The 22,220-nt window shown below is 57.4% G+C and carries 18 protein-coding genes and 1 tRNA gene; 12 read left to right on the forward strand and 7 right to left on the reverse strand.

Features of this window, described 5'->3' with window-relative positions:
* The first annotated feature begins 164 nt into the window (after window positions 1–164).
* The 7 genes from typA to SKZ59_RS16590 all read left to right on the forward strand — a co-directional run bounded on the left by typA (window position 165) and on the right by SKZ59_RS16590 (window position 7,539).
* Window positions 165–1,997, forward strand: a complete 1,833-nt coding sequence (gene typA, locus SKZ59_RS16560; RefSeq protein WP_034760139.1) for a translational GTPase TypA — start codon at window positions 165–167, stop codon at window positions 1,995–1,997.
* A gap of 119 nt (window positions 1,998–2,116) precedes the next feature.
* Entirely contained in the window at window positions 2,117–3,112 is a 996-nt protein-coding gene (gene dusA / locus SKZ59_RS16565) for a tRNA dihydrouridine(20/20a) synthase DusA (protein WP_319992369.1), read from the forward strand.
* Entirely contained in the window at window positions 3,112–3,573 is a 462-nt protein-coding gene (locus SKZ59_RS16570) for a hypothetical protein (RefSeq protein ID WP_319992370.1), read from the forward strand. Before dusA ends, SKZ59_RS16570 begins: the two co-directional genes overlap by 1 nt.
* Window positions 3,574–4,093: 520 nt before the next feature.
* Window positions 4,094–5,854 (forward strand): methyl-accepting chemotaxis protein, encoded by a 1,761-nt coding sequence (locus SKZ59_RS16575; RefSeq protein WP_413774568.1) that lies wholly within the window; start codon window positions 4,094–4,096, stop codon window positions 5,852–5,854.
* Window positions 5,855–5,917: 63 nt separating this feature from the next.
* Window positions 5,918–6,265, forward strand: a complete 348-nt coding sequence (locus tag SKZ59_RS16580; RefSeq protein WP_034760455.1) for an energy transducer TonB — start codon at window positions 5,918–5,920, stop codon at window positions 6,263–6,265.
* 168 nt (window positions 6,266–6,433) lie between these two features.
* Window positions 6,434–7,006: a hypothetical protein gene (locus SKZ59_RS16585; RefSeq protein WP_139090181.1), complete on the forward strand. Its 573-nt coding sequence runs from the start codon at window positions 6,434–6,436 to the stop codon at window positions 7,004–7,006.
* 149 nt (window positions 7,007–7,155) lie between these two features.
* Complete coding sequence (locus SKZ59_RS16590) at window positions 7,156–7,539, forward strand: hypothetical protein (protein ID WP_034782540.1); 384 nt, start codon at window positions 7,156–7,158, stop codon at window positions 7,537–7,539.
* A gap of 319 nt (window positions 7,540–7,858) precedes the next feature.
* Here the strand turns inward: SKZ59_RS16590 and SKZ59_RS16595 are convergent, their stop codons facing one another.
* Together SKZ59_RS16595 and SKZ59_RS16600 are read right to left on the reverse strand one after the other, a co-directional pair.
* Complete coding sequence (locus tag SKZ59_RS16595) at window positions 7,859–8,308, reverse strand: hypothetical protein (RefSeq protein WP_034760117.1); 450 nt, start codon at window positions 8,306–8,308, stop codon at window positions 7,859–7,861.
* A 280-nt stretch (window positions 8,309–8,588) separates the two neighbouring features.
* On the reverse strand, window positions 8,589–10,700 hold the full coding sequence (locus SKZ59_RS16600) for a TonB-dependent siderophore receptor (RefSeq protein ID WP_319992371.1): 2,112 nt from the start codon (window positions 10,698–10,700) through the stop codon (window positions 8,589–8,591).
* Window positions 10,701–10,988: 288 nt separating this feature from the next.
* Between SKZ59_RS16600 and SKZ59_RS16605 the strand changes: the two genes are divergently transcribed.
* The gene (locus SKZ59_RS16605; protein ID WP_081368151.1) at window positions 10,989–11,435 is read left to right on the forward strand and encodes a response regulator; all 447 of its coding nucleotides are present in this window, start codon (window positions 10,989–10,991) and stop codon (window positions 11,433–11,435) included.
* Window positions 11,436–11,444: 9 nt separating this feature from the next.
* On the opposite strand, the gene SKZ59_RS16610 is transcribed toward SKZ59_RS16605, so the two are convergent.
* Window positions 11,445–12,803, reverse strand: a complete 1,359-nt coding sequence (locus SKZ59_RS16610) for a family 43 glycosylhydrolase (protein ID WP_319992372.1) — start codon at window positions 12,801–12,803, stop codon at window positions 11,445–11,447.
* A 545-nt stretch (window positions 12,804–13,348) separates the two neighbouring features.
* On the opposite strand from SKZ59_RS16610, the gene SKZ59_RS16615 reads away from it, so the two are divergent.
* From SKZ59_RS16615 to SKZ59_RS16625, 3 genes are read left to right on the forward strand one after another with little or no spacing between them, the layout of a single operon-like run.
* Window positions 13,349–14,152: a ParA family protein gene (locus SKZ59_RS16615; protein ID WP_319992373.1), complete on the forward strand. Its 804-nt coding sequence runs from the start codon at window positions 13,349–13,351 to the stop codon at window positions 14,150–14,152.
* A gap of 2 nt (window positions 14,153–14,154) precedes the next feature.
* The gene (locus tag SKZ59_RS16620) at window positions 14,155–14,547 is read left to right on the forward strand and encodes a hypothetical protein (RefSeq protein WP_319992374.1); all 393 of its coding nucleotides are present in this window, start codon (window positions 14,155–14,157) and stop codon (window positions 14,545–14,547) included.
* Between the two features lie 2 nt (window positions 14,548–14,549).
* The gene (locus SKZ59_RS16625) at window positions 14,550–15,317 is read left to right on the forward strand and encodes a hypothetical protein (RefSeq protein ID WP_319992375.1); all 768 of its coding nucleotides are present in this window, start codon (window positions 14,550–14,552) and stop codon (window positions 15,315–15,317) included.
* Window positions 15,318–16,455: 1,138 nt separating this feature from the next.
* Here SKZ59_RS16625 and SKZ59_RS16630 read toward each other — a convergent pair.
* From SKZ59_RS16630 to SKZ59_RS16645, 4 genes are all read right to left on the reverse strand, one after another.
* Window positions 16,456–16,531 (reverse strand) — tRNA-His (locus SKZ59_RS16630).
* Between the two features lie 133 nt (window positions 16,532–16,664).
* Window positions 16,665–17,510 carry a glutamate racemase gene (murI, locus tag SKZ59_RS16635; protein WP_319992376.1) on the reverse strand — a complete coding sequence of 282 codons (846 nt, stop codon included), beginning with the start codon at window positions 17,508–17,510 and terminating at the stop codon, window positions 16,665–16,667.
* 65 nt (window positions 17,511–17,575) lie between these two features.
* Window positions 17,576–19,117, reverse strand: a complete 1,542-nt coding sequence (locus SKZ59_RS16640; protein ID WP_319992377.1) for a fumarate hydratase — start codon at window positions 19,115–19,117, stop codon at window positions 17,576–17,578.
* 80 nt (window positions 19,118–19,197) lie between these two features.
* Complete coding sequence (locus SKZ59_RS16645) at window positions 19,198–19,818, reverse strand: YqhA family protein (RefSeq protein WP_034760097.1); 621 nt, start codon at window positions 19,816–19,818, stop codon at window positions 19,198–19,200.
* A gap of 307 nt (window positions 19,819–20,125) precedes the next feature.
* Between SKZ59_RS16645 and acs the strand changes: the two genes are divergently transcribed.
* Window positions 20,126–22,132 carry an acetate--CoA ligase gene (gene acs, locus SKZ59_RS16650; protein ID WP_319992378.1) on the forward strand — a complete coding sequence of 669 codons (2,007 nt, stop codon included), beginning with the start codon at window positions 20,126–20,128 and terminating at the stop codon, window positions 22,130–22,132.
* The last annotated feature ends 88 nt before the right edge of the window (window positions 22,133–22,220 follow it).

A 22,220-nucleotide genomic window follows, 5' to 3' on the forward strand; every position in this document is an offset into this window, starting at 1 on the left:
GTCGCTTTTTTAAACAAATCGTCCCCGACTGCAAGAGCCGCCAGCATTTTTAGATAGCGTTGCAACGCAACATGCTATACTACGCGGTTCCGGAAATAGATTAGCATTCGGGTATCTCGTACACCTTGTACGCACTCCGCAGTTTTTCAGTAACTACTACGACCATGTCAAATACAAAACGCGCAATTCGTAATATCGCCATTATCGCCCACGTTGACCACGGCAAAACCACGCTGGTGGATCAGCTGCTGCGCCAGTCCGGCACCTTCCGTGAAAACCAAGCGGTCGACACCCGAGTCATGGACTCGAACGACCTGGAAAAGGAGCGCGGCATTACGATTCTGTCGAAGAACTGCGCCGTTGAGTACGAAGGCACCCACATCAACATCGTCGACACCCCAGGCCACGCCGACTTCGGCGGCGAAGTGGAACGTGTTCTGTCGATGGTGGACTCGGTTCTGCTGCTGATCGATGCACAGGAAGGCCCGATGCCGCAAACCCGTTTCGTCACGCGTAAAGCGCTGGCACTGGGTCTGAAGCCTATCGTTATCGTCAACAAGATCGACCGTCCAGGCGCACGTCCGGACTGGGCCATCAACCAGACGTTCGAACTGTTCGACAAGCTGGGCGCTACCGACGAACAACTGGATTTCCCTATCATTTACGCATCGGGCCTGAACGGCTATGCCGGTCTGACCGAAGACGTGCGCGGCGGCGACATGAAGCCGATGTTCGATGCCATCCTGGAACACGTTCCAGTACGCGACGACAATCCTGAAGGCCCGCTGCAAATGCAGATCACCTCGCTGGACTACTCGTCGTACGTCGGCAAGATCGGCATTGGCCGCGTCAACCGCGGTACCGTCAAAGTCGGCCAGGACGTGCTGGTCATCAATGGCCCAGGCGCGACCCCGATCAAGGGCCGCATCAACCAGGTGTTGAACTTCAAGGGCCTGGAGCGCGTGTTGGTTGACGAAGCCGTCGCCGGCGACATCTGCCTGATCAACGGTATCGACGAAATCGGCATCGGTTCGACCCTGTGCGCACTGGACACGCCTGAAGCGCTGCCTATGCTGACCGTCGACGAGCCGACCCTGACCATGAACTTCATGGTCAACAACTCGCCACTGGCTGGCCGCGAAGGCAAGTTCGTTACCTCGCGTCAACTGCGTGACCGTCTGGAAAAAGAATTGAAAGCCAACGTTGCTCTGCGCGTGGCACCAACCGACGACGACACGATCTTCGAAGTATCGGGCCGCGGCGAGCTGCACCTGACGATTCTGATCGAAAACATGCGCCGCGAAGGCTTCGAGCTGGCCGTATCGCGTCCACGCGTGGTCTTCAAGATGGTCGATGGCGTGCGCCACGAGCCGTTTGAAAACCTGTCCGTTGACGTTGAAGAAGTCAACCAGGGCGGCGTCATGGAAGAACTGGGCCGTCGTCGCGGCGACCTGCAAAACATGGAATCGGATGGCAAGGGCCGCGTGCGTCTTGAGTACCTGATCCCGGCGCGTGGCCTGATCGGCTTCCAGGGCGAATTCATGACCCTGACCCGCGGCACCGGCCTGATGAGCCACGTATTCCATGAATACGCGCCAGTCGACAACACCCGTGGCGAAATGGCTGGCCGTCGTAACGGCGTGCTGATCTCGCAAGATGACGGTGCTGCTGTTGCCTACGCTATCTGGAAACTGCAAGACCGCGGCCGCATGTTCGTGTCGCACAATGACCCAGTCTACGAAGGCATGGTCATCGGTATCCACTCGCGCGACAACGACCTGGTCGTCAACCCGATCAAGGGCAAGCAGCTGACCAACGTGCGTTCGTCGGGTACCGACGAAGCGGTGCGCCTGGTACCGCCAATCCAGATGTCGCTGGAATACGCAGTCGAATTCATCGAGGACGACGAACTGGTGGAAATCACGCCTAAATCGATCCGTCTGCGCAAGCGCTTCCTGAAAGAGCACGAGCGTAAAAAAGCGTCGCGTGATTCGTAATCTGTTGTAGAGCATGGCCTGCGGGCCATGCCGCGCTCAAGCCCGTTGCTCCGCCTTTCCTTCACCGGTGAGGCGCGCAGCGGGTTTGTCATTTGCAGCCCCTGTTTTTTGTAGACACCATGACTTCCACTTCTTTGCCTTCCCGCCGCCTGTCCGTCGCCCCGATGATGGACTGGACTGACCGCCATTGCCGTAAGTTCCACCGCGAAATCACGCGCCATACCTGGCTCTACACCGAGATGGTGACGACGGGTGCGCTTGTGTACGGCGACGTGGAGCGCCATTTGCGCTTCAACGAGGAAGAGCATCCGGTCGCACTGCAGCTGGGCGGCAGCGATCCGAAGGATCTGGCCACCAGCGCGAAGCTGGGCCAGCAGTGGGGCTACGACGAAGTCAACCTGAACTGCGGCTGCCCGTCCGAGCGCGTGCAAAAGGGCGCATTCGGCGCCTGCCTGATGGCCGAACCGCAACTGGTGGCCGACTGCGTGAAAGCCATGCGCGACGTGGTCGACATCGACGTGACCGTCAAGCACCGTATCGGCATCAATGACAGCGAGTCGTACGACTTCGTGCGCGACTTCGTCGGCACCGTGGCCGACGCCGGCTGCAAGACGTTTATCGTACATGCGCGCAACGCCATCCTGAAAGGCCTGAGCCCGAAGGAAAACCGCGAAGTGCCACCACTCAAGTATGACTATGCCTACCGCTTGAAGCGCGACTTTCCCCAGTTCGAGTTCATCATCAATGGCGGCATCAAGACGCTCGATGAGATCGACCTGCACCTGCAGCACCTGGACGGCGTGATGCTGGGCCGCGAGGCGTATCACAACCCGTATGTGATGGCGCAGTTCGACCAGCGCTATTACGGCGACGATGCTCCTGTCAAAACGCGCGAACAGGTGCTCGAAGCGATGATTCCGTATATCAGCGCACAGCTGGAAAAAGAAGCGGGGAGATTAAAGCTGAACAGCGTCACGCGCCACATGCTGGGCCTGATGCAAAACCTGCCCGGCGCGCGCGGCTTCCGCCAGACCTTGTCCGATTCCAAGAAGCTGGCTTCGGGCGACCCGCGGTTGCTGCTGGAAGCGGCCGCGCGCTTGTCGCTGCCTGCGTAATGGACGATTTCCACGGCCATGCGCGCCACATCGACGGTTATTTGCAAGCCGTCAGCGCGCTCAAGGATGACGGCAGCGACTTGCTCTGCACGTATCTGGGGCCCGCCGCGCCGCAGGCATCGTTCGATGCCTTGTGCCGTGCGCTGGATGTGACGCCCGACGGCTTGCGCCTGCAGCCGCTCGAAACGGTCGTGTGCAGCGGCGTCTTGTGCACGCCGCGCCAGTGGCTGCTCGAGCGCCTCCATCCGACGAGCGAGGCGGACCGCCAGCCGCTCGACGCCCGTTTATATGACGGTTTCGAGCGCGAACTGGCCGAACTGCTGGACGCCGAGCCCCGCTGGTATCAACTGGTATCGTCTGGCCAGCGCAGCCTGGCCGGTCAATTGGGCGCCATCTGGAGCGTCTTTGTCTTCGGCACAGAGTGCCACACCTATGTGATGCAGTGCAGCTGGGACAGCTGAGCCAACTTGTCTATACCGGTGCCGCTGCGCACTGGTATTGTCCGCACTTCCCCTTCCTCTGAGTACCTCTCCCAAAACGATGCAATATGGCTACGCCATGTGTTGTAAATGCGCTGTTTCGGCGCATGCCCGCACTGTCGTGGGGCATTTCTAAGAGGCAAGAAACGGCGTTGTTGCCATTTCCCCGAAGAAAGTTAATCAGCCATTTATTCGGGTACATATTGCTTGCTTTGAGGCAAAATTTACACCTATAATTGATTATAGACAAATATTTCTCATATGAATGTTTGATGTTGATCTCACATCAACGGTGTCAAAAATTCAGCGTGCGGAGCAAGTTTGCATTCGCAGTCACTGGCATTTCCAGGGCTGCTGAAAGACCAGGAAGTACCCCGGGCTGCGTGCGGCCGGATACCGCCAGCATACCAATGGGTAAGGGCGGACACCGGTGTTGCGCAGCCTTCGTCTTGTCGTGCCGGGCAAAAATCCTTATCAATAGTTTCATTTACGAAGAGCCGAAATGAATTTAGCAAAAATGAAGGTTGGTACCCGCCTGGGCCTGGGTTTCGCCCTGGTACTGGTTCTGCTGGTGGCCGTGACCGTCCTCGGCATCGCGCGCATGGCGCAAATCCAGGAGCGTCTCGATCACGTGATCAATGTCAACAACGTCGTCACCCGCCTCGTGATCGACATGCGTGGCAACGTCAGCGACCGCATCACCTCGCTGCGCATCCTGACCCTGATGACCGATGCGGGCGATATGGAGCCAGAGATGGCGCGTATCAAGACGCAGACGAGCACCTATCAGGAAACGCAGAAGAAGCTCGAAGAGAAATTCGCCGTCGAGTCCACTCCTGAAGAAAAAGCGCTGCTGACCTCGATCAAGGAATACGAAGCGGCCGCCATGCCGGCCATCGCCAAGGCATCCGCATTGTGGATGGCCAACGATGCGGAAGGCGCCACGCGCGTGATGATCAAGGAAATCCGTCCGGTACAGAAAAAATGGATGGAAGCGCTGGAGCAGCTGGCCGTGCTGGAAGACAAGCTCAACGAGCAGATGCAATCGGATGCCCGCAAGGCCTTCGACAGCGCGCGCCTGTTCATGATCATCCTCGGCGTACTGGCCGTGGCGATGGGCGTGGCGGCGGCACTGGTGATTACCCGCGGCCTGCTGAAACAGCTGGGCGGCGAACCTGACTACACGGCATCGATCGCCGGCAGCATCGCCAATGGCGACTTGTCGATCGGCATCCACACGCAGCCTTCCGATACGTCCAGCCTGCTGGCGGAAATGAAGGAAATGCGCAACAGCCTGGTGGGCATCGTCGGCCAGGTGCGCGTCGGTACGGAAACCATCGGCACGGCCTCGCGTGAAATTGCCGATGGCAATATCGATCTGTCGTCGCGCACGGAAATGCAAGCCAGCGCGCTGGAAAAAACGGCGTCGGCCATGGAAGAGCTGACCTCGACCGTGAAACAGAATGCGGACAATGCGCGCGAAGCCAACAAGCTGGCCGCCACCGCTTCGGATGTCGCCATCAAGGGCGGTTCCGTGGTGTCGCAAGTGGTTGACACCATGAGCTCGATCAACGAGTCGGCGAAGAAGATTGTCGACATCATTGGCGTGATCGATGGCATCGCCTTCCAGACCAACATCCTGGCGCTGAACGCTGCCGTGGAAGCGGCACGTGCCGGCGAGCAAGGCCGCGGTTTTGCCGTGGTGGCGTCGGAAGTGCGCAACCTGGCCCAGCGTTCCGCCGGCGCCGCGAAGGAAATCAAGATCCTCATCGACGATTCGGCCGAGAAGACGGAACGCGGTACGCGTCTGGTCGGCCAGGCTGGCGTAACGATGGGTGAAGTGGTCGACAGCGTGCGCCGCGTGACCGACATCATGAGCGAGATCGCCAGTGCCAGCCAGGAACAAAGCGCCGGCATCGAACAGGTCAACCTGTCGATCATCGAGATGGATGGCATGACGCAGCAAAATGCGGCCCTGGTGGAGCAGGCAGCCGCCGCGGCGCAAAGCTTGCAGGACCAGGCGGCCGAACTGGCCCACGTGGTCAGCATCTTCAAACTGGTCGAAGGCGAAGAGAAACCGGCGGCGTATGTGCCGGCACCGGTAGCGGTCGCTGCGGCACCGGTGGCCGTGCGCAAGCCGGCGCCGGCATTGCGCCCGGTGAAGTCGCTGACGCGCAAGACGGAAGCGGCCGCTCCCGTGGCTGCTGCGGCGCCACGCAAGGCGGCAGGCGCCGGCAGCAATGACGAGTGGGAAGAGTTTTAAGCGCGGCCAACAGCGCACAGGAAATGGTAACTACCGTATTTGATAATAATCATGGGGAAGCACATGTTTGAGAATAAGCGTTTGATGAGTGTTGCAGCAGCCTTGCTGGTGTCCGTTTCTTCCGCCGCCTTCGCGGCCGAGGTGCCGGCGTCGTTCGATGCCAAGAACTGCAAGGCCGACTATCCGAAAGCCTCGCTGATGAACGAAGAGCAGGGCACCGTGTCGATGTCCTTCCTGGTCAATGCCGATGGTAGCGTTGCCGATTCGAAAGTCGAGAAGAGCAGCGGCTTCAAGAACCTGGACAAGGCCGCCATCAAGGCCCTGTCCGCATGCAAGTTCAAGCCGGGCACCAAGGATGGCGCCGCAGCGCAAACCTGGACCAAGGTCGATTACGCCTGGAAGCTGGACTGATCCGCGTATCGCCGGGAGCCAGGCTCCCGGCATGGCCGTATCCGCTACGGGCGGCGCCTGCAAGGGTGCCGCCCGTACTGTTATGTGCGTCAGCCAACGGCACTGTTGCCGCCGATTCTGTTACCCTCGAAACATATCTTCGGGATCTCCCACCACAAGAGGCCTATCATGCAGCGCATCCTGACACTTTCCTCCCTGGCCGCCACCGGTTTGCTGCTTTCCGCCTGCGCATCGCTGGGCACGCCCGTGGGCTTGCAGGCGGGGCAGACCGTGGCCGTCGTCAATAGCCTGAGCTGGGACAATCCCCTGACGGGCAAGCGCGACGGCGTGCGCACAAGCTGGCCCATCAAGAATGGAAAGATTGCCCCTGAGTATTTCCCGCTGGCGCAGCTGAAGCAATGCGAGGCCGGCGGCAAGCCTTGCGCCTGGGGCGTGATGCGGGCGCAGCGCGGCGCGCCCACGCTCAGCTATGCGGATGGCGGCGTGGACCTGGCCGTAAGCGTATCGATCGACGTGGCGCGACGCCAGGATGCGCGCCAGGGCGAGACGCAAACGGCGATGGCGATTCCCCAGGACGTGGCCGCGCTGGAAGGCCGGCAACAGGTGCAACCCAGCTGGAAATTGAAGTATGGCAAGGTCGAGCAGGTCGAGCTCGATTACGGCGTGCGCTACCAGGTGTGCGTGCAGCGCTACGATGCTGCCGGCAAGGCCATCGATACGTGCGCGATTCCGTTTATTTGAGGAAACATGCGGTGCGGGTCGCTTGTGGCGCCATTGCCACATTTCATGTTGCGGCGTGCGTCGGGGTGTAACAATCGGTAAAAGCGCAGCAAAGCTCAGCGTAATTTCTTATAGTGCTTAATTAAGTAGTACACATTAGGAGAATTGCGATGAAAACCCTGTTGGCAGTAATTTCGCTGGCCGCCTTGGGTGGCTGCGCCGTGGCGCCCCCCGGTCCCGCGTATTACGGTTCGCGCGCGCCGCAGGGGGCCTACAATCCCTATGAATGGCATACGGTCTCGTCCGAGCCGGTGCAGTCGGGTCGCGTGATGAGCGCACCGCGAGTGGAATATACGAATGAGCCCGTGTATGTGCAGCAACAGCCTGTCTACGTTCAGCAGCCCGTGTATGTGCCGGCGCCCGTGTACGCACCGCAACCGTATTATTACAATCCGCCCGTGACAATCGGGCTGGACTTCATGTTTGGCTTTGGGCGCTACGGTGGACACCGCGGCGGCTGGGGCGGGCATGGCCGCTACCACGGCCGCCGCTAGTCTATTGCGGTCGTAGGCAGGACAAAGCCGGACAAGCATTGCTTGCCCGGCTTTTTCATTTTATTAGTGGAAATACACGGCCGTCTGGTGCAGCACGTCCGCCGAGCACAGGATGTACATCGCCGCCGCTGCCAGACCTATTTGCAAGGCGCCAAAGCTGATCGGGATGAGGCGGGACATGTCGTACTCCTGAGTGGAATGAGGTGTGTTGTCAGGCTTTCATCATAGGATGAGTTGATGCCTTTGGGCATCGGATGAATGTCCGCCACGATGTAGGACAACACCTCGCGCCTGGCGCCCCGCCTCGCTTTCCGGGCGTCTAGCGGTTTTTCCAGCGCACTACCGGCTCTTCCGGCGCCGTGTCCGGCACGTTCGAAATCGTCAGCCAGTGCGTCAGGCGTTCCGGGTGCTTGAGATTGATCCCCATGCCATCGATGATGCCCACCTGTTCCAGCATGCGCGCATCGATTTTTGCTTTCGACACCGTAGGCGCGCCCATGACCATGCGGTCATATGCCTTGCGCGCCTTGTGTTCCCACTTGTGCAGATTGCTTTCGTCGAAGCGGTTCGCTTCGAAATACACGGTCAGGGTGCCATCGAGGTTGCCGAAGCCGACAATGCCCGCGCCCTTGCGGATGGTGGTGTTGTTGCTGATGTCGAATTCTGCCGTGGGCACGAAAATGCCGGCGCGGCCATCGATGTCGGGACGTCCCACGGGCGTTTCCTTGCCGTAGGAACTCGTTTCGGTAATGGTTTTTTCTGCGGACATGGTGCGTGTGCGGTGGCCGTGCCGGGAGCGCGATCGGGCCCGGCGGTGCCAGCCTTCCTGTTCAATAAATGCGTGCTGATGATCAGGGCGGGGTAGGGGCCCTGGCGGAGCGATGCTTGGCATTGCTTGATACCCCGCTATTGTAGCGCCAATTTAATTCTTTATGGCAACATTTATTGATGTGGTGCACTCATTTTTTAGGGAAAATGCCGCCCAGCCATACGGCGGGGCGGCATTTGTACGTCCGCTGCGCTTTGACGGGCGCAGCTGTGCAAGGACATCAGAACGCCAGGCGGCCCTGCAGGTAAACCATGCGCGGTGCACCCACCAGTTTGCCCAGGTTGCCGTCCGAGGTGCGCGTGAAGTAGCGCTTGTCGGCGAGGTTGTTGACACCGGCAACCAGTTCCAGGCCATTTTGCCCCGGTACTTTCCATTTCACTTGCGTGTTCCAGGTACGGAAGCCGGGAATCACGCCCAGGCTGCCTGCCGCATTTTCCGCCACGGTGTTGGCTTCGTCGGCGAACTGGCGGCTCTGGTGGCTGCTCGACAGGTCGAAGCCCCAGGCGCCCAGCTGGTAGTGGGCGCCGACGGTATCCGTGGTGCGCGAATAGAAGGGCACGTCGTTGCCCGCGTTCACGCCATCCTGCAAGGTCGCCTTGGTGTAGGTGTAGGTGGCGTAGGCGTTCAAGCCGGCCAGCGGGCCGGACTTGTCGAAGTGGTAGTCGACGGCCGATTCCAGGCCCCGGTGGTGCGTGGCGCCCACGTTGTAGAAGACGACGTTCTCGCCGCTGCCGATGGACTGGATCTGGTTGTCGAACTTGATGTTGAACAAGGTCGCTTCGGCCGACAGCTGGCCGCTCTTCCAGCGCGCGCCCAGCTCGGCCGTTTTCGCCAGCTCCGGCTGCAACGGGTTCTTGCTCGATTGCGCATTGAGCTGCGTATTTTGCACGGCGCCAAACGAGCTGTTGTAGTTGCCGAACAGGGTCACGTTGTTGTTGAGCAAGTAGGCCACGTTCAGCGAGGGCAGGGCCTTGTTATTGAGCAGATCGATCTTCTGGTCAGTCGGCAAGTGGTTGAAGCGTTCCGTCTTGATGTGCTCGTAGCGCACGCCCGGCGTGATGCGCCACGCGTCGATGGCGATCTTGTCGTCGATATACACGGCTTGCGCATCGGTCGAGTTGTCGGCGAAGCGCGTCGGCTTTTGTTGCACGCCGGTGGCGATGACGACGTTGTAGATGCTTTCGTCAGCCCGCTCGGCCAGGTAGCGGTAGCCGACGGTGACGTCCTGCGATACCTTGCCGGTCGTAAAGCGCTGCGTGTAGCGCGGCTCGATGGCCGTCGTTTCATAGTTGCGCGGCTGACGGCCCAGGCCGGTGCGGTTCGCATTGATCAGGGTACTTTCGCGCGAGCTCTTGTTGTAATAGGCGCGCACCTCGAATTCCTGCGTGTTTGACATGGCATTCAGGTAGCCGATGTCGAAGGCCTTGCGCTCGCCGCTCCAGAAGTCGGTCGGGCGTGTGTTCTGGAACGGGTCGGCTTTGTATTGCGCGGCGGTCAGGCCGCCCGGCGTGCGCGACGTCACGTCGTAGTAGGACAGTTTGCCGTACACCTCGGCCGTCGGGCTCAGGTCGTAGCGGAATTTGAGGGCGAAGTCGTTGACTTTTTCATCGCTGCCCACGCGCCAGTCGCTGCCGCGGATGCCCGAATACAGCACGGCCAGGCCCAGGCCGCTGTCGAGCTGGGTGCCGGCAAAGAAGCTGGCCTGCGTGTTGTGGCCCACTTCGCTGTACGAGTTGTAGCGCACGGTGGCGTCGCCCGTGATGCCTGGCGTGGTGGGCACACGGCGCGTCTTGAAGTTGATGATGCCGCCCACGTTTTGCGGGCCGAAGCGCACGGCGCCGCCGCCGCGCACCACGTCGACCGTCTCGACATTGGCCAGGCTGACGGGCGCGAACGACAGTTGCGGCTGGCCATACGGCGCCACCGACATCGGGATGCCGTCCAGCAAGACCGTGCTGCGCGGCGAATAGCGCCCGGCCAGGCCGCGCACGCCGATATTCAGGGAGATGGCGCTGCCGGCGCTGCCCGAGTTGTCGCTGATCTGCACACCGGGAATGCGGCGCATTACGTCGCTGAGGCTGGTTGCGCCCGAGTTCTCGATGTCGTCCTTTTGCACCACGGTGCGGGCGCCCGCGAAATTCTTCGTGCTGGCGGCCATGCTGGTGCCCAGCAGGTTGCTGCTGACCTGGATCGATTCCAGGATGGGGCCGGCGTTATCGGCCGTATTGGCTTGCTGTGCCTGCGCGGCGATGGGCGCGTTCAGGCAAGCGAGGGCGATGGCCAGCGCGCACGGGCGCAGCGAAAAGGGCAGTGTGGAAAATGTGGCGGCCATGCATGGATCTCCGTAGTGACAATGTTTGCGCGGGCAATCGGGCGGCGCGACAACATCGTGGCGTGGACATCCGGCGCAAGGGGATAAGAATGATAATGATTCTCATTTTATCCGTCAATTGCGAATGTTGCGTAGTGGCTATATGCCTGCCTGTGTGATGGGGAAGTGTTGCTGGCGCGGTACGGTGGGCGGTTTGGATTGCCGCTTGGCACCATTGCTCGGGTGCGGCGGCATTGCGGGCGCTTCTTGTATACTCCCGCTTTTGCAGCCGTCAGACGTGAACGTACAATGAGCCAGACAACTGAAACGACACCAGGCATTTCCTCCGTGGAACGCCGCCAGGGCGACCAGCCGGCAAGTGCTGCGCGCAAATTGAATCTGCTGGTGGTCGACGACAACCAGGAAGTGGGCGAATCGCTGGCCATGCTGCTCGAAGCGCTGGGCCACCACGCCGTGGTGGTGCGCAACTGGCAGATGGCCGTCGAGCAAGTCAAGCTGTGCGTGCCCGACGCCGTCTACCTCGACATCGAAATGCCTGGCATCAGCGGCATCGAAATCGGCCGCCGCCTGCACCACAATCCCGAGACGGCCAACGCCGTGCTGATCGCCGTCACCGGCCACAGCCTGCCCATGTACATGGACGACGCGCTGGCCGTCGGCTTCCGCCACTTCCTCGTCAAACCCGTGCGCCTGGAAGACCTGGCGACGACGGTGCAGTCGGTGCTGGCGGGGTAGTTCGCTGACTTACGGCCGGCTCAGCGACCACTGCTGGTTGTTCGCATTGGTCAGATTCCACTGGATGATCTGCGCATTTTCCGCCGTGCTCAAGTTGAGTACATCCAGGGTCAGGTTGCTGTAGCGGTTGCTGATCGTCTGGTAGCTGGCAGCAGGGCTGGCGAAGCGCCATTGCTGGCCCAGTCCGCCCCAGTAGCTCCATTGCGCGATATTCGTGCCGGCCGTGGTCGAGTTGTTGTAGTCGTCCAGACCCAGCAGGCTGTTCGCATTGATCAGGCTGTAGTAGCCATCGCCGTGTCCCACCACATACCATTGCTGGTGTTTTGCCCCCGTATACGTTTGCTGCTGCACCAGCGCGCCATTCGCCGTCCCGGCGCCCGCCACAGCCAGCGCCTTGCCGCTCAGGCGCGAGCGCAGCACCGTGGGTCCATCCGAGATGCCGCCGCAGCTGGCGATGGAGAAATTGCGCGTCAGGCTGGGCCAGCCGCTGTCATACGTCATCTTTAAAATATCGAGCTTGGCCGCGCCATTGTCGTTGACGTCGTAGTAGTGGATCGAGGTGTAGTTGCAGCCATCTTGCTTGAGTACGCCGATATGGCCCGGGCCCTTGTACTTGCCGTCGAGGTTAGGCAGCACCGTGCGCGTGCCGCTGTACGGCCCTGTCACGCTGCTGGCGCGCTGCACTTCCACGTAATACGTACTGGCGGCGCCCTGGCAGCACTTGCCGCGGTTGACGAACAGATAGTAGTACTCGCCGTCGTGCGTGATGTAAGGCGCTTCGATATCCTTGCCGCCGCCACCGAGGATGGTCGTCACGTTGCCGCTCGTCTTGCCCGTGGCCTGGTTGATTTCCGTCACGCCGATGCCGCCGAAAAACGAGCCATACGACATGTAGACCTTGCCGTCATAATCGCGGAACAGGGCCGGGTCGATGGCATTGATTTCCGCGCCGCCTCCATACGATTGCACGACGATGCCCAGGTCCGTCCAGCTCGGGTTTTTCAGCGAGGCGGAACGGGCCACGCCGATGGCCGACACGGACGTGCCGAAGGTGGAGACCGAGTAATACAGATAATAGTAGCCGTTCATGTGGATCACGTCCGGCGCCCAATACGAGCCGCTGAAATTGGGGATTTTATTGGCGATCCAGGCCGGCGGCGTGCTGAACACGGGCGCGGGGCCGGCTGACCATTTCAGCAGGTCCGTCGAGGTGGAATACCAGATGCCGTCGCCCGTCGTGAAATTGAAATACGTGTCGCCGTCGCGCGTGAGAGTGCCGGGGTCGTGCGCGTTGGGCACGCCCGCCAGGTTGATCGCTTGCGCATGGGCGCAGAACATCAGGCACAGTGCTGCCAGGATTTGCTTCATCGTTGTCTCCGTACTGTTTTTATGGGGCGGTCCAGGCCGCACCCCAGAGTAGGGCGATGGTCAAATTTGCACTAATGAATTTTTTGCAGGAAGCGATACCGGGGCGGGTATGTGAGGAGAGATAAAACGGGCGCCGGAATAGAAAAAGCCCGGTTCGAAAACCGGGCTCTTCTTTATTCTGTGGGGTGGCTGATGGGGCTCGAACCCACGACAACAGGAAGCACATTTCAAGATGATTTCCATAATTTATTGTTTAAAATCAATTGCTTATGATTTATTTTTGCCGCGAATTGAAATAATTTATCCCCTATTCAAGCGAGCTTGCACTCAGCTGTTGGAAAAATATTAGAAAACGTAGATACTCTCGCTTCTTACTGCGTGGTACCTTTTTCAACTCTCCTCAGCTAACTGTATGCGGCCCAAACCTTTCGAACTTTCGATCTTAGTTATTCTAAAGTCACACTTGATGTTTTGCATATGCTAAAGTTGCAAACAAACGTAAAAGTTTTCTTTCTGGTAATTTTATACGATTAAAGGGGTAAAAAGTGGCAAAAGTTCTATCTTGCATAAATCTCAAGGGCGGTGTGGGTAAAACGGCTCTTGCTGTCAACTTTGCCGCCTACTGTGGCCTGAAAGGCTATAAAACTTTACTAGTGGACTTAGATCCTCAGACAAATGCAACTTTTTCAACAATTGGTGTGCCTGCATGGGAGATAGCGAAAGCAAATGGAACGATCTCCGATCTTCTTGGGGCACGCAAGCACGTAGATGCTGGAGGGGCCACAAAGACGGTAGCTGAAGTCGTAATTGAAAATGTTTTCCTTAATGTCGATCTCATCCCGTCGCATATCGATTTATTTACTGTTGACTTAGATTTAGCCAGCGCCAGATTCCGGGAATTAAGGTTGAAGAAAGCATTGGCAGATGTGATGGATGATTACGATATAATTGTATGTGATTGCCCGCCCAATCTTACTCTGCCGACACAGAATGCCCTCGCCATATCCACCCACTATGTAGTGCCGGTATCGCTTGATTTCCTGTCAAGCATAGGTGTGAGTTTATTATTGAGCCGAGTTTCTGATTTTGGTGCAGATTTAGATCAAGCACCAACTAATGCAGGAATTGTAATTTCCAGAGTTGGGCGCCCAGCAATTCATCGCGAAGAAACAGAAGTTACATTGAGAAATCAATTTAAAAAATCGGTATTAAGAACGGCTATTCGAGAGCGGGTTTCGGTTAGTAAATCGGCGGCCTTACATCGGCCAATTTTTGATTCCGGCGATGCAGAAGCGATATATGATTTTAATCAAGTTTGTAAAGCAATATTAGCTAATGTGGAGGCGTAAAAATGAAAAGTCACGATTTTGCCAAACATCTTATTATGATGGCAAAAGTTTTAAAGTCGGGACCAAATGTGGAATTGGAAGATGTTGATGTTTCAACGCTTTCACCTACGGCAAGCGATAAGGCTACGGTGCGGCCAGAAGATATGCCTCAAGCCCTCGGAATGCTTGTCGGGCTTAATAATGTCCCTAAGCAACAGTGGATTGACTTAATCGATGAGTATGGTTTTGATATAGAGATAAGACCAAGAGATGCCAATCGAGATATATATGGAAAATTATTAAAATATTTAAGCAATAATCCAGTTGAGAGACTTCGTTTAACAGCGAAAAAAGGAAAGCCAGTGGCGTCGGCATCTAGTGAATTGGCGGAAGCGTTAACTATTTTACTGAAGTGATAATGAAGAACTATATTGAAGAGGTTGATGAAAACTTCAGTCGATTTTATAACGCTCTGCCGGATGGTATTAATTCCGCCATTGCAGGTTTGGCAGAGTATAACGAGAAATTCAAAATTAGTTATAGGCGATTAGTTTCTCTTCAGGCTTGGCGTGGAGAATTAATTGAAAAAATTGCATCTGAAGGGGCGGAATCTTTTTTCAAGGAAGCGCAAAATGATGCAATTATGTCCCATTCGTTGGCAAGGCAAGGTGCTTGGCGTGTTGCCTTAATGTCCCTTAGATCGTGTATAGAGAATTCTCTCTACGGACTTTATTATTTTGAGCATCCAGTTGAATTGTCTCAATGGCAGGTTGGAAAATTTAGAATCGGATTTACGGAGGTTGTTAACTATTTAGGAAAGCATCCTAATTTTGAGGAGATCGGGGAGCAAGATTCTGGAATTGAAGCCATTAAATCAGAATATTCTACTTTGTCGAAGGCAGTACATGGCTCTTCGAACTCTTTCCGAGTAACAAAAAATGGAAGTATCGAAGGACTAAACGTTATTTCCATAGCAGATTTAGGTGCTTGGTCGACTAGGGAACGTAACGCCTTAATTGCTCTGAATACTATATTTCTTACAATGTTTAAATATAATTTGCAAGGCGCGAGCAATTCTAATTTACGAAAGGCAGTTAGTCTTGTTATCCCTGAAAAAAATCACAAATTAATAAAAGAGAAATTAAATATAAATCTTCGTACCTTGCCAAAGCCGAATCCAGTGTAGAATTTGTATGTTTTTTGAATTTCATTCTGTTGTGCTCGCCTTTATGAATTTTATGTTGGTCGATCTGGTTTTGTGGTTATTTCGGCGGGGAAGACATTTTGTAGCGAAAAATATACAGTATGTTAAATTAATTTAAAAGTGGATTCGAATTCCTTATTTAGTTTAATACTTTTATCGCAAGCTGTCTATTAAGAGTAATCTCATTATTTTCGCGCCTTGAGTTTATGGGGTGCTACTGGATCGATTGAAGCGGTCCATGCGAACATTGCGTCGTTCCATACCGACTCCCATCCGCTGCGAGTGTAGGCACCGCCTTTTAGTTATGTAAAAGGCAATTGTATTTTTGATTGTTTTACTGTCTTGCATGCGTAACAATAACCCGTAATCTGCTCGACCATTCTCGCAACTCGAATACTTCTTTTTCGCCTTTTTTCGTTTGACACTAATTACGCACACTTGGTCGCGTGTCACGCCTGATATATGAAAAAGGCGCACCTTGGCCGCCCTGAACCTAGTTAAGTAAGGGAATATCGCGACACAGACAAGATTGCGGTGTGGCATATTCTTCTGACGCAATGACCACAAGTATCCGCGATTGCATGCGGAGGGTTGTGCTGGGATGCGCGATTGTTTTTTGATATGGCGAGGTTGGCAGCGTGAAGGTGATCAGGAGGGCAAAAATGGACCAACTTACCTGCAGAATGGCGTATGGAATTTATTGTATGCGACCGCCGCAGGAAGTTATGCCCTTCTCTGTGGTGACGGCTAGAGGAGGTTGATTATGAGTAGGTTTATGCTTTCCCTGAACAACTTGCAGTTGAAGGCCATCGGAGTACGCAACAACTCGGCCGATATGCGGGCGGCACTGTGGTAAGTGCGTTGGCTTCAGGATGTCGCGTCGACAACGGACAAGCTTGAACGTAACTTGGGGCCTTATATCGGGTTGCTAGGGCTTATTAGTGCAGAACTTCGGGTGCAATTAGACGGAGAGTCATACTTGATAATGTAAGTTGTGCAGATAAGTGATACGGGCGGGGTACGGCGAGAACCCATTGGGAAATACGAAAATTAGTTGGAAAATGCAAAAAAAGGATTACAAGCCGAAGCATGTAACCCTTTGATTTTTCTACGCATTCTGTGGGGTGGCTGATGGGGCTCGAACCCACGACAACAGGAATCACAATCCTGGACTCTACCAACTGAGCTACAGCCACCACTGTCTTACTTACCTGTTTAGCTGTTTTGCTGAACAGGTGCCGAATTATACAAAGAACTCGGCAAAGTGGCAAATCTAAATGCAGTCTTTTTTAAAGAATCGAAAGATTGCATGAAAACGCCTGTTTTCCCTCATACGGACAGGTGTTCGACAGGCGGCTGCAAGTCCAGCAAACCGGCGAAGGCTTGCTCCAGGGCTTCGACCTTGGCCGTCGTGTAGCCCTGCAGCTGTGGCGCGTCGTTGCCGCTGCGGCGCAGGCTGGCAGCGTCGAGCAAGCGGGTCAGCTGGCGCGCCACGGCTTCTCCGGTATCGACGAGGGTGATCTTTTCCTGCGTATGCGCGCGTACCGTGCGTTCGATGGCGTCCTGTACGAAAGGGTAGTGGGTGCAGCCGAGGACGAGGGTATCGACGCCTTGCGCCAGCAGGGGCGCGATATAGCGGTCGAGCATGGCGCTGGTGGCGTCGAGCGGGTCGCTGCCCATCGCGGACTGTTCGATGCGTTCGACCAGGCCGACGCAGGGCTGCAAGATGAACGTGGCGCCCGTCGCGCTGCTGACTTGTTCGCGCAAGGCCAGCAGCTTGTCGCCGCGCAAGGTGCGCTCGGTCGCCAGCACACCGATCTTGCCGTTGCGGCTGATGGCGGCCGCCGGTTTCAGGCCCGGCTCGACGCCGACGATGGGCAGGTCCGGGTAGCGCGCGCGCAGCGCCTTGATGGCGGCGATCGTGGCCGTGTTGCAGGCGACGACCAGTGCTTTTGCGCCCTGCAGCAGCAGGTAGCTGGCTACTGCCAGTGAACGGTCGATCACCTGCTGTTCCGTCTTGTCGCCATACGGCGCATGGCCGGAATCGGCAAAGTAAATCAGGTCTTCCTGCGGCAGCTGCGCACGGATATGGCGCAGCACCGACAGGCCGCCCACGCCGGAGTCAAAAATGCCGATGGGCGCGTCAGGGTGGGCATTGCTTGCAATAGAAGTCATGGGAAACCGGAGTAGATAAAAAAACGCCGCGCTGATTGCTGCGCGGCGTTAATGGTAGAGCTTGTTTAAGCAACCGTCACGGGAATCTTGCTCACGCTATTGAGTTGCTCGATCTTCGCCTGCCACTCTTTCGGGCCCGTGTTGTGCACCGAGGTGCCTTTCGCATCCACGGCCACCGTCACCGGCATGTCGACGACGTCGAATTCGTAGATCGCTTCCATGCCCATGTCGGCAAAGCCCAGCACCTTGGCGTGCTTGATGGCTTTCGACACCAGGTAGGCGGCGCCGCCCACGGCCATCAGATAGGCCGACTGGTGCTTCTGGATCGATTCGATGGCGATGGGGCCACGCTCGGCCTTGCCGATCATGGCGATCAGGCCGGTTTTTTCCAGCATCATGTCGGTGAATTTGTCCATGCGCGTGGCGGTCGTCGGACCGGCCGGGCCGACGGCTTCGTCGCGTACCGGGTCGACCGGGCCGACGTAGTAGATCACGCGGTTCTTGAAGTCGACCGGCAATTCTTCGCCCTTGGCCAGCATGTCCTGGATGCGCTTGTGCGCGGCGTCGCGGCCCGTCAGCATCTTGCCGTTCAGCAGCAAGGTCTGGCCCGGCGTCCACGAAGCGACTTCTTCTTTCGTCAGGGTGTTCAGGTCGACGCGCTTGGACTTTTCCGTGTCCGGCGTCCAGTGCACTTCCGGCCACGACGACAGCGATGGCGGTTCCATGTAGGCAGGGCCCGAGCCGTCCAGCACGAAGTGGCCGTGGCGCGTGGCGGCGCAGTTCGGGATCATGGCGACGGGCTTCGACGCGGCGTGCGTCGGGTGCATCATGATTTTCACGTCGAGCACGGTCGTCAAGCCGCCCAGGCCTTGCGCGCCGATGCCCAGCGAGTTGATCTTGTCGCACAGCTCGATACGCAGTTCTTCCAGCTTGTTTTGCGGGCCGCGTTGTTTCAGCTCAAACATGTCGATGTCTTCCATCAACACTTCTTTTGCCATCAGCATGGCTTTTTCGGCCGTGCCGCCGATGCCAATGCCCAGCATGCCAGGCGGGCACCAGCCGGCGCCCATGGTGGGCACGGTCTTCATAACCCAGTCGACCAGCGAGTCGGACGGGTTCATCATGATCATCTTCGATTTGTTTTCCGAACCGCCGCCCTTGGCAGCCACTTTCACGTCGACGGTATTGCCTTCGACCAATTCCATGTGCACGACGGCTGGCGTGTTGTCCTTGGTGTTCTTGCGGTCGAAATGCGGGTCGGCCACGATGGAAGCGCGCAGCTTGTTGTCGTCGAAGTTGTACGCGCGGCGCACGCCTTCGTTGACGGCGTCGGTGACGGTGCCGGAGAAGCCTTCGAAGCGCACGCCCATGCCGATTTTCAGGAAGACGTTGACGATACCCGTGTCCTGGCAGATAGGACGCTTGCCTTCCGCGCACATGCGCGAGTTGGTCAGGATTTGCGCGATCGCATCTTTTGCCGCCGGGCTTTGCTCGGCCGCGTAGGCGCGCGCCAAGTGCTCGATGTAATCAGCAGGGTGGTAGTAGCTAATGTACTGCAACGCTGCGGCGACGGATTCGATCAGGTCTTCTTGCTTTATGACAGTCATGGTGTTCTCGCGGTGAATAAGAAGGGTAGGACTCTTTGCTGAAAGCCCATGGCCGCCGCTGGCAGCCATGGGCTTCGGGTTTAGTGCGGTCGTGCCTGGTTCTGCGTCACCGTCATGATGCGGTCGGTGTACGCGATCGCCATGGCGGACAGGATGAAGACCATGTGGATCACCGTTTGCGCGATGACCACATTCGGTTCCTTGGCGTACGCGGTGGCGTTGATGAAGGTCTTCAGCAGGTGGATGGACGAGATGCCGATGATGGCCATCGCCAATTTCGTCTTTAGCACGGAAGCATTTACGTGCGACAACCATTCCGGCTGGTCTGGGTGGTCATCGAGGTGCATGCGCGAAACGAAGGTTTCGTAGCCGCCGATAATGACCATGATCAACAGGTTCGAAATCATCACCACGTCGATCAGGCCTAATACCACCAGCATGATGGTCGCTTCGTTCAGCTTGACCGGCGGCGGCACGCCAGGCACGGTCACGGCGCTGATGACGTGCTGCAGGGCCGCATCATTGCCGAACACGGCGCCGATCAGGTCGGACAATTCCACCCAGAAATGAAATACATACACGCATTGTGCGAGGATCAGGCCCAGGTACAGCGGCAACTGCAGCCAGCGCGACATGAAGATGAAGGCGGACAGCGGATGCAGCTTGGTATGCTTGGTAGTCGGTGGTAGGTGGTCGATCATGTGGGGTTTCCTGGGGGAGTAAATACCAATTTTTGGCATGCCCGACATTTTACACTTGCTGTTGATTACTGCGCATGGCCTTGCTTCTGATTATTAGGTTTGATGAAACACAAAGTGGTATTGAACCTTCGGTGCACCGCGCATTTTCCCAGCGAAAATACTGTACGGCGTCCCCTTGACTCCTATTGCTGAAGGCGCTTATGGTTAGCCTTGATAGGGGTAAACGCTGCATAAACGCGACATGTAAGGCGTCCGTAAGACATGGGGCCTATCGTGTTAGCAAACAATTACTACACTGGAGACAAGCATGAGCGCTACAGAGAACCAAGGGCAGGGCACACAGCAGCAGGGACCAGAAGAGTCACGCGTATTTGACCCGTCGGCAGCATTTGCCGCACAGGCAACGATTTCCGGCATGGACGCTTACCGCGCCATGGTGGCCGAGGCCGAACGCGACTACGAAGGCTTCTGGGCCAAACTGGCGCGCGAGAACCTGAGCTGGAAAAAGCCGTTCACCCGCACCCTGAACGAAGACAACGCCCCATTCTACAAATGGTTCGAAGACGGCCAGCTGAACGTGTCATACAACTGCCTGGACCGCAACATCGAAAATGGCCTGGGCGACAAGACGGCCATCATTTTCGAGGCGGACGACGGTACCGTCACCAAAGCAAGCTATAAAGAACTGCACGAAAAAGTCTGCAAGTTCGCCAACGGCCTGAAATCCAAGGGTATCGCCAAGGGCGACCGCGTCATCATCTATATGTCGATGTCCGTCGAAGGCGTGGCCGCCATGCAAGCGTGCGCGCGCATCGGCGCCACCCATTCCGTCGTGTTCGGCGGCTTCTCGGCCAAATCCTTGCAGGAACGCATCATCGACGCGGGCGCCGTGGCCGTCATCACGGGCGACGAGCAATTACGCGGCGGCAAAAAGCTGCCATTGAAATCCATCGTCGACGAAGCGCTGGCGCTGGGCGGCTGCGACTGCGTGAAAAACGTCATCGTCTATAAACGCACGGGCAGCGACCTGCCGATGGTGGCCGGCCGCGACACGTGGCTGCACGAGCTGGTCGAAGGCCAGAGCGCGCAATGCGAGCCGGAATGGGTCGATGCCGAGCATCCATTGTTTATTCTCTACACCTCCGGTTCGACGGGCACGCCGAAGGGCGTGCAGCACTCGAGCGGCGGCTACCTGCTGTGGGCCGCGCTGACGATGAAGTGGAGCTTCGACATCAAGCCGGACGACGTGTTCTGGTGCACGGCTGACATCGGCTGGGTGACGGGCCACAGCTACATCGCGTATGGCCCGATGGCCGTGGGCGCCACGCAAGTGGTGTTCGAAGGCATCCCGACCTATCCGAACGCTGGCCGTTTCTGGGAAACGATCAAGAAGCACAACGTCAGCATTTTCTACACAGCCCCCACGGCCATCCGTTCGCTGATCAAGGCGGCCGACGTGGATCCGAAAGTCCATCCAAGCAACTACGACCTGACGAGCTTGCGCCTGCTGGGCACGGTCGGCGAGCCAATCAATCCGGAAGCGTGGATGTGGTACTACAAAAACATCGGCGGCGAGAAATGCCCGATCGTCGATACTTTCTGGCAAACGGAAACGGGCGGCCACATGATCACCCCGCTGCCGGGCGCCACGCCAATGGTCCCCGGTTCCTGCACCCTGCCATTGCCAGGCATCATGGCCGCCATCGTCGACGAAGCGGGCCAGGACGTGCCGAACGGCCAGGGCGGTATTCTGGTGGTGAAACGCCCATGGCCATCGATGATCCGCACGATCTGGAACAACCCGGATCGTTTCAAGTCGAGCTATTTCCCGGAAGAGCTGGGCGGCAAGATGTACCTGGCAGGCGACGGCGCCATCCGCAACAAGGACACCGGCTACTTCACGATCACGGGCCGCATCGATGACGTCTTGAACGTGTCGGGCCACCGCATGGGCACGATGGAAATCGAATCGGCCCTGGTTGCCAACCCGCTGGTGGCTGAGGCCGCCGTGGTGGGCCGTCCGGACGATACGACAGGCGAATCGATCTGCGCCTTCGTGGTGCTGAAGCAAGCGCGTCCGACGGGCGAGGAAGCCAAGAAGCTGGCCCTGGAGCTGCGCAACTGGGTCGGCAAGGAAATCGGCCCGATCGCGAAACCGAAGGAAATCCGTTTCGGCGACAACCTGCCAAAAACCCGCTCCGGCAAAATCATGCGCCGCCTGCTGCGCGTGCTGGCCAAGGGCGAGACGATTACGCAGGATGTGTCGACCCTGGAGAATCCGGCGATTCTGGATCAGTTGAAGGAAGCGTCCTGATGTTGCTTGGGTAGCCCAAACCCAAACCAGCATCCGGGGTCGGACCCTGAGGGTCCGACCCCGGCCTTTACTTGGTTACTGTAGAAGC

The organism is Janthinobacterium sp. GMG2, assembly GCF_033949445.1.
Lineage (GTDB): Bacteria > Pseudomonadota > Gammaproteobacteria > Burkholderiales > Burkholderiaceae_D > Janthinobacterium > Janthinobacterium aestuarii.

Coding starts and splice junctions, on each gene's coding strand:
- typA (WP_034760139.1), top strand. CDS start 165: ATGTCAAATACAAAACGCGCAATTCGTAATATCGCCATTATCGCCCAC.
- dusA (WP_319992369.1), top strand. CDS start 2,117: ATGACTTCCACTTCTTTGCCTTCCCGCCGCCTGTCCGTCGCCCCGATG.
- SKZ59_RS16570 (WP_319992370.1), top strand. CDS start 3,112: ATGGACGATTTCCACGGCCATGCGCGCCACATCGACGGTTATTTGCAA.
- SKZ59_RS16575 (WP_413774568.1), top strand. CDS start 4,094: ATGAATTTAGCAAAAATGAAGGTTGGTACCCGCCTGGGCCTGGGTTTC.
- SKZ59_RS16580 (WP_034760455.1), top strand. CDS start 5,918: ATGTTTGAGAATAAGCGTTTGATGAGTGTTGCAGCAGCCTTGCTGGTG.
- SKZ59_RS16585 (WP_139090181.1), top strand. CDS start 6,434: ATGCAGCGCATCCTGACACTTTCCTCCCTGGCCGCCACCGGTTTGCTG.
- SKZ59_RS16590 (WP_034782540.1), top strand. CDS start 7,156: ATGAAAACCCTGTTGGCAGTAATTTCGCTGGCCGCCTTGGGTGGCTGC.
- SKZ59_RS16595 (WP_034760117.1), bottom strand. CDS start 8,308: ATGTCCGCAGAAAAAACCATTACCGAAACGAGTTCCTACGGCAAGGAA.
- SKZ59_RS16600 (WP_319992371.1), bottom strand. CDS start 10,700: ATGGCCGCCACATTTTCCACACTGCCCTTTTCGCTGCGCCCGTGCGCG.
- SKZ59_RS16605 (WP_081368151.1), top strand. CDS start 10,989: ATGAGCCAGACAACTGAAACGACACCAGGCATTTCCTCCGTGGAACGC.
- SKZ59_RS16610 (WP_319992372.1), bottom strand. CDS start 12,803: ATGAAGCAAATCCTGGCAGCACTGTGCCTGATGTTCTGCGCCCATGCG.
- SKZ59_RS16620 (WP_319992374.1), top strand. CDS start 14,155: ATGAAAAGTCACGATTTTGCCAAACATCTTATTATGATGGCAAAAGTT.
- SKZ59_RS16625 (WP_319992375.1), top strand. CDS start 14,550: ATGAAGAACTATATTGAAGAGGTTGATGAAAACTTCAGTCGATTTTAT.
- murI (WP_319992376.1), bottom strand. CDS start 17,510: ATGACTTCTATTGCAAGCAATGCCCACCCTGACGCGCCCATCGGCATT.
- SKZ59_RS16640 (WP_319992377.1), bottom strand. CDS start 19,117: ATGACTGTCATAAAGCAAGAAGACCTGATCGAATCCGTCGCCGCAGCG.
- SKZ59_RS16645 (WP_034760097.1), bottom strand. CDS start 19,818: ATGATCGACCACCTACCACCGACTACCAAGCATACCAAGCTGCATCCG.
- acs (WP_319992378.1), top strand. CDS start 20,126: ATGAGCGCTACAGAGAACCAAGGGCAGGGCACACAGCAGCAGGGACCA.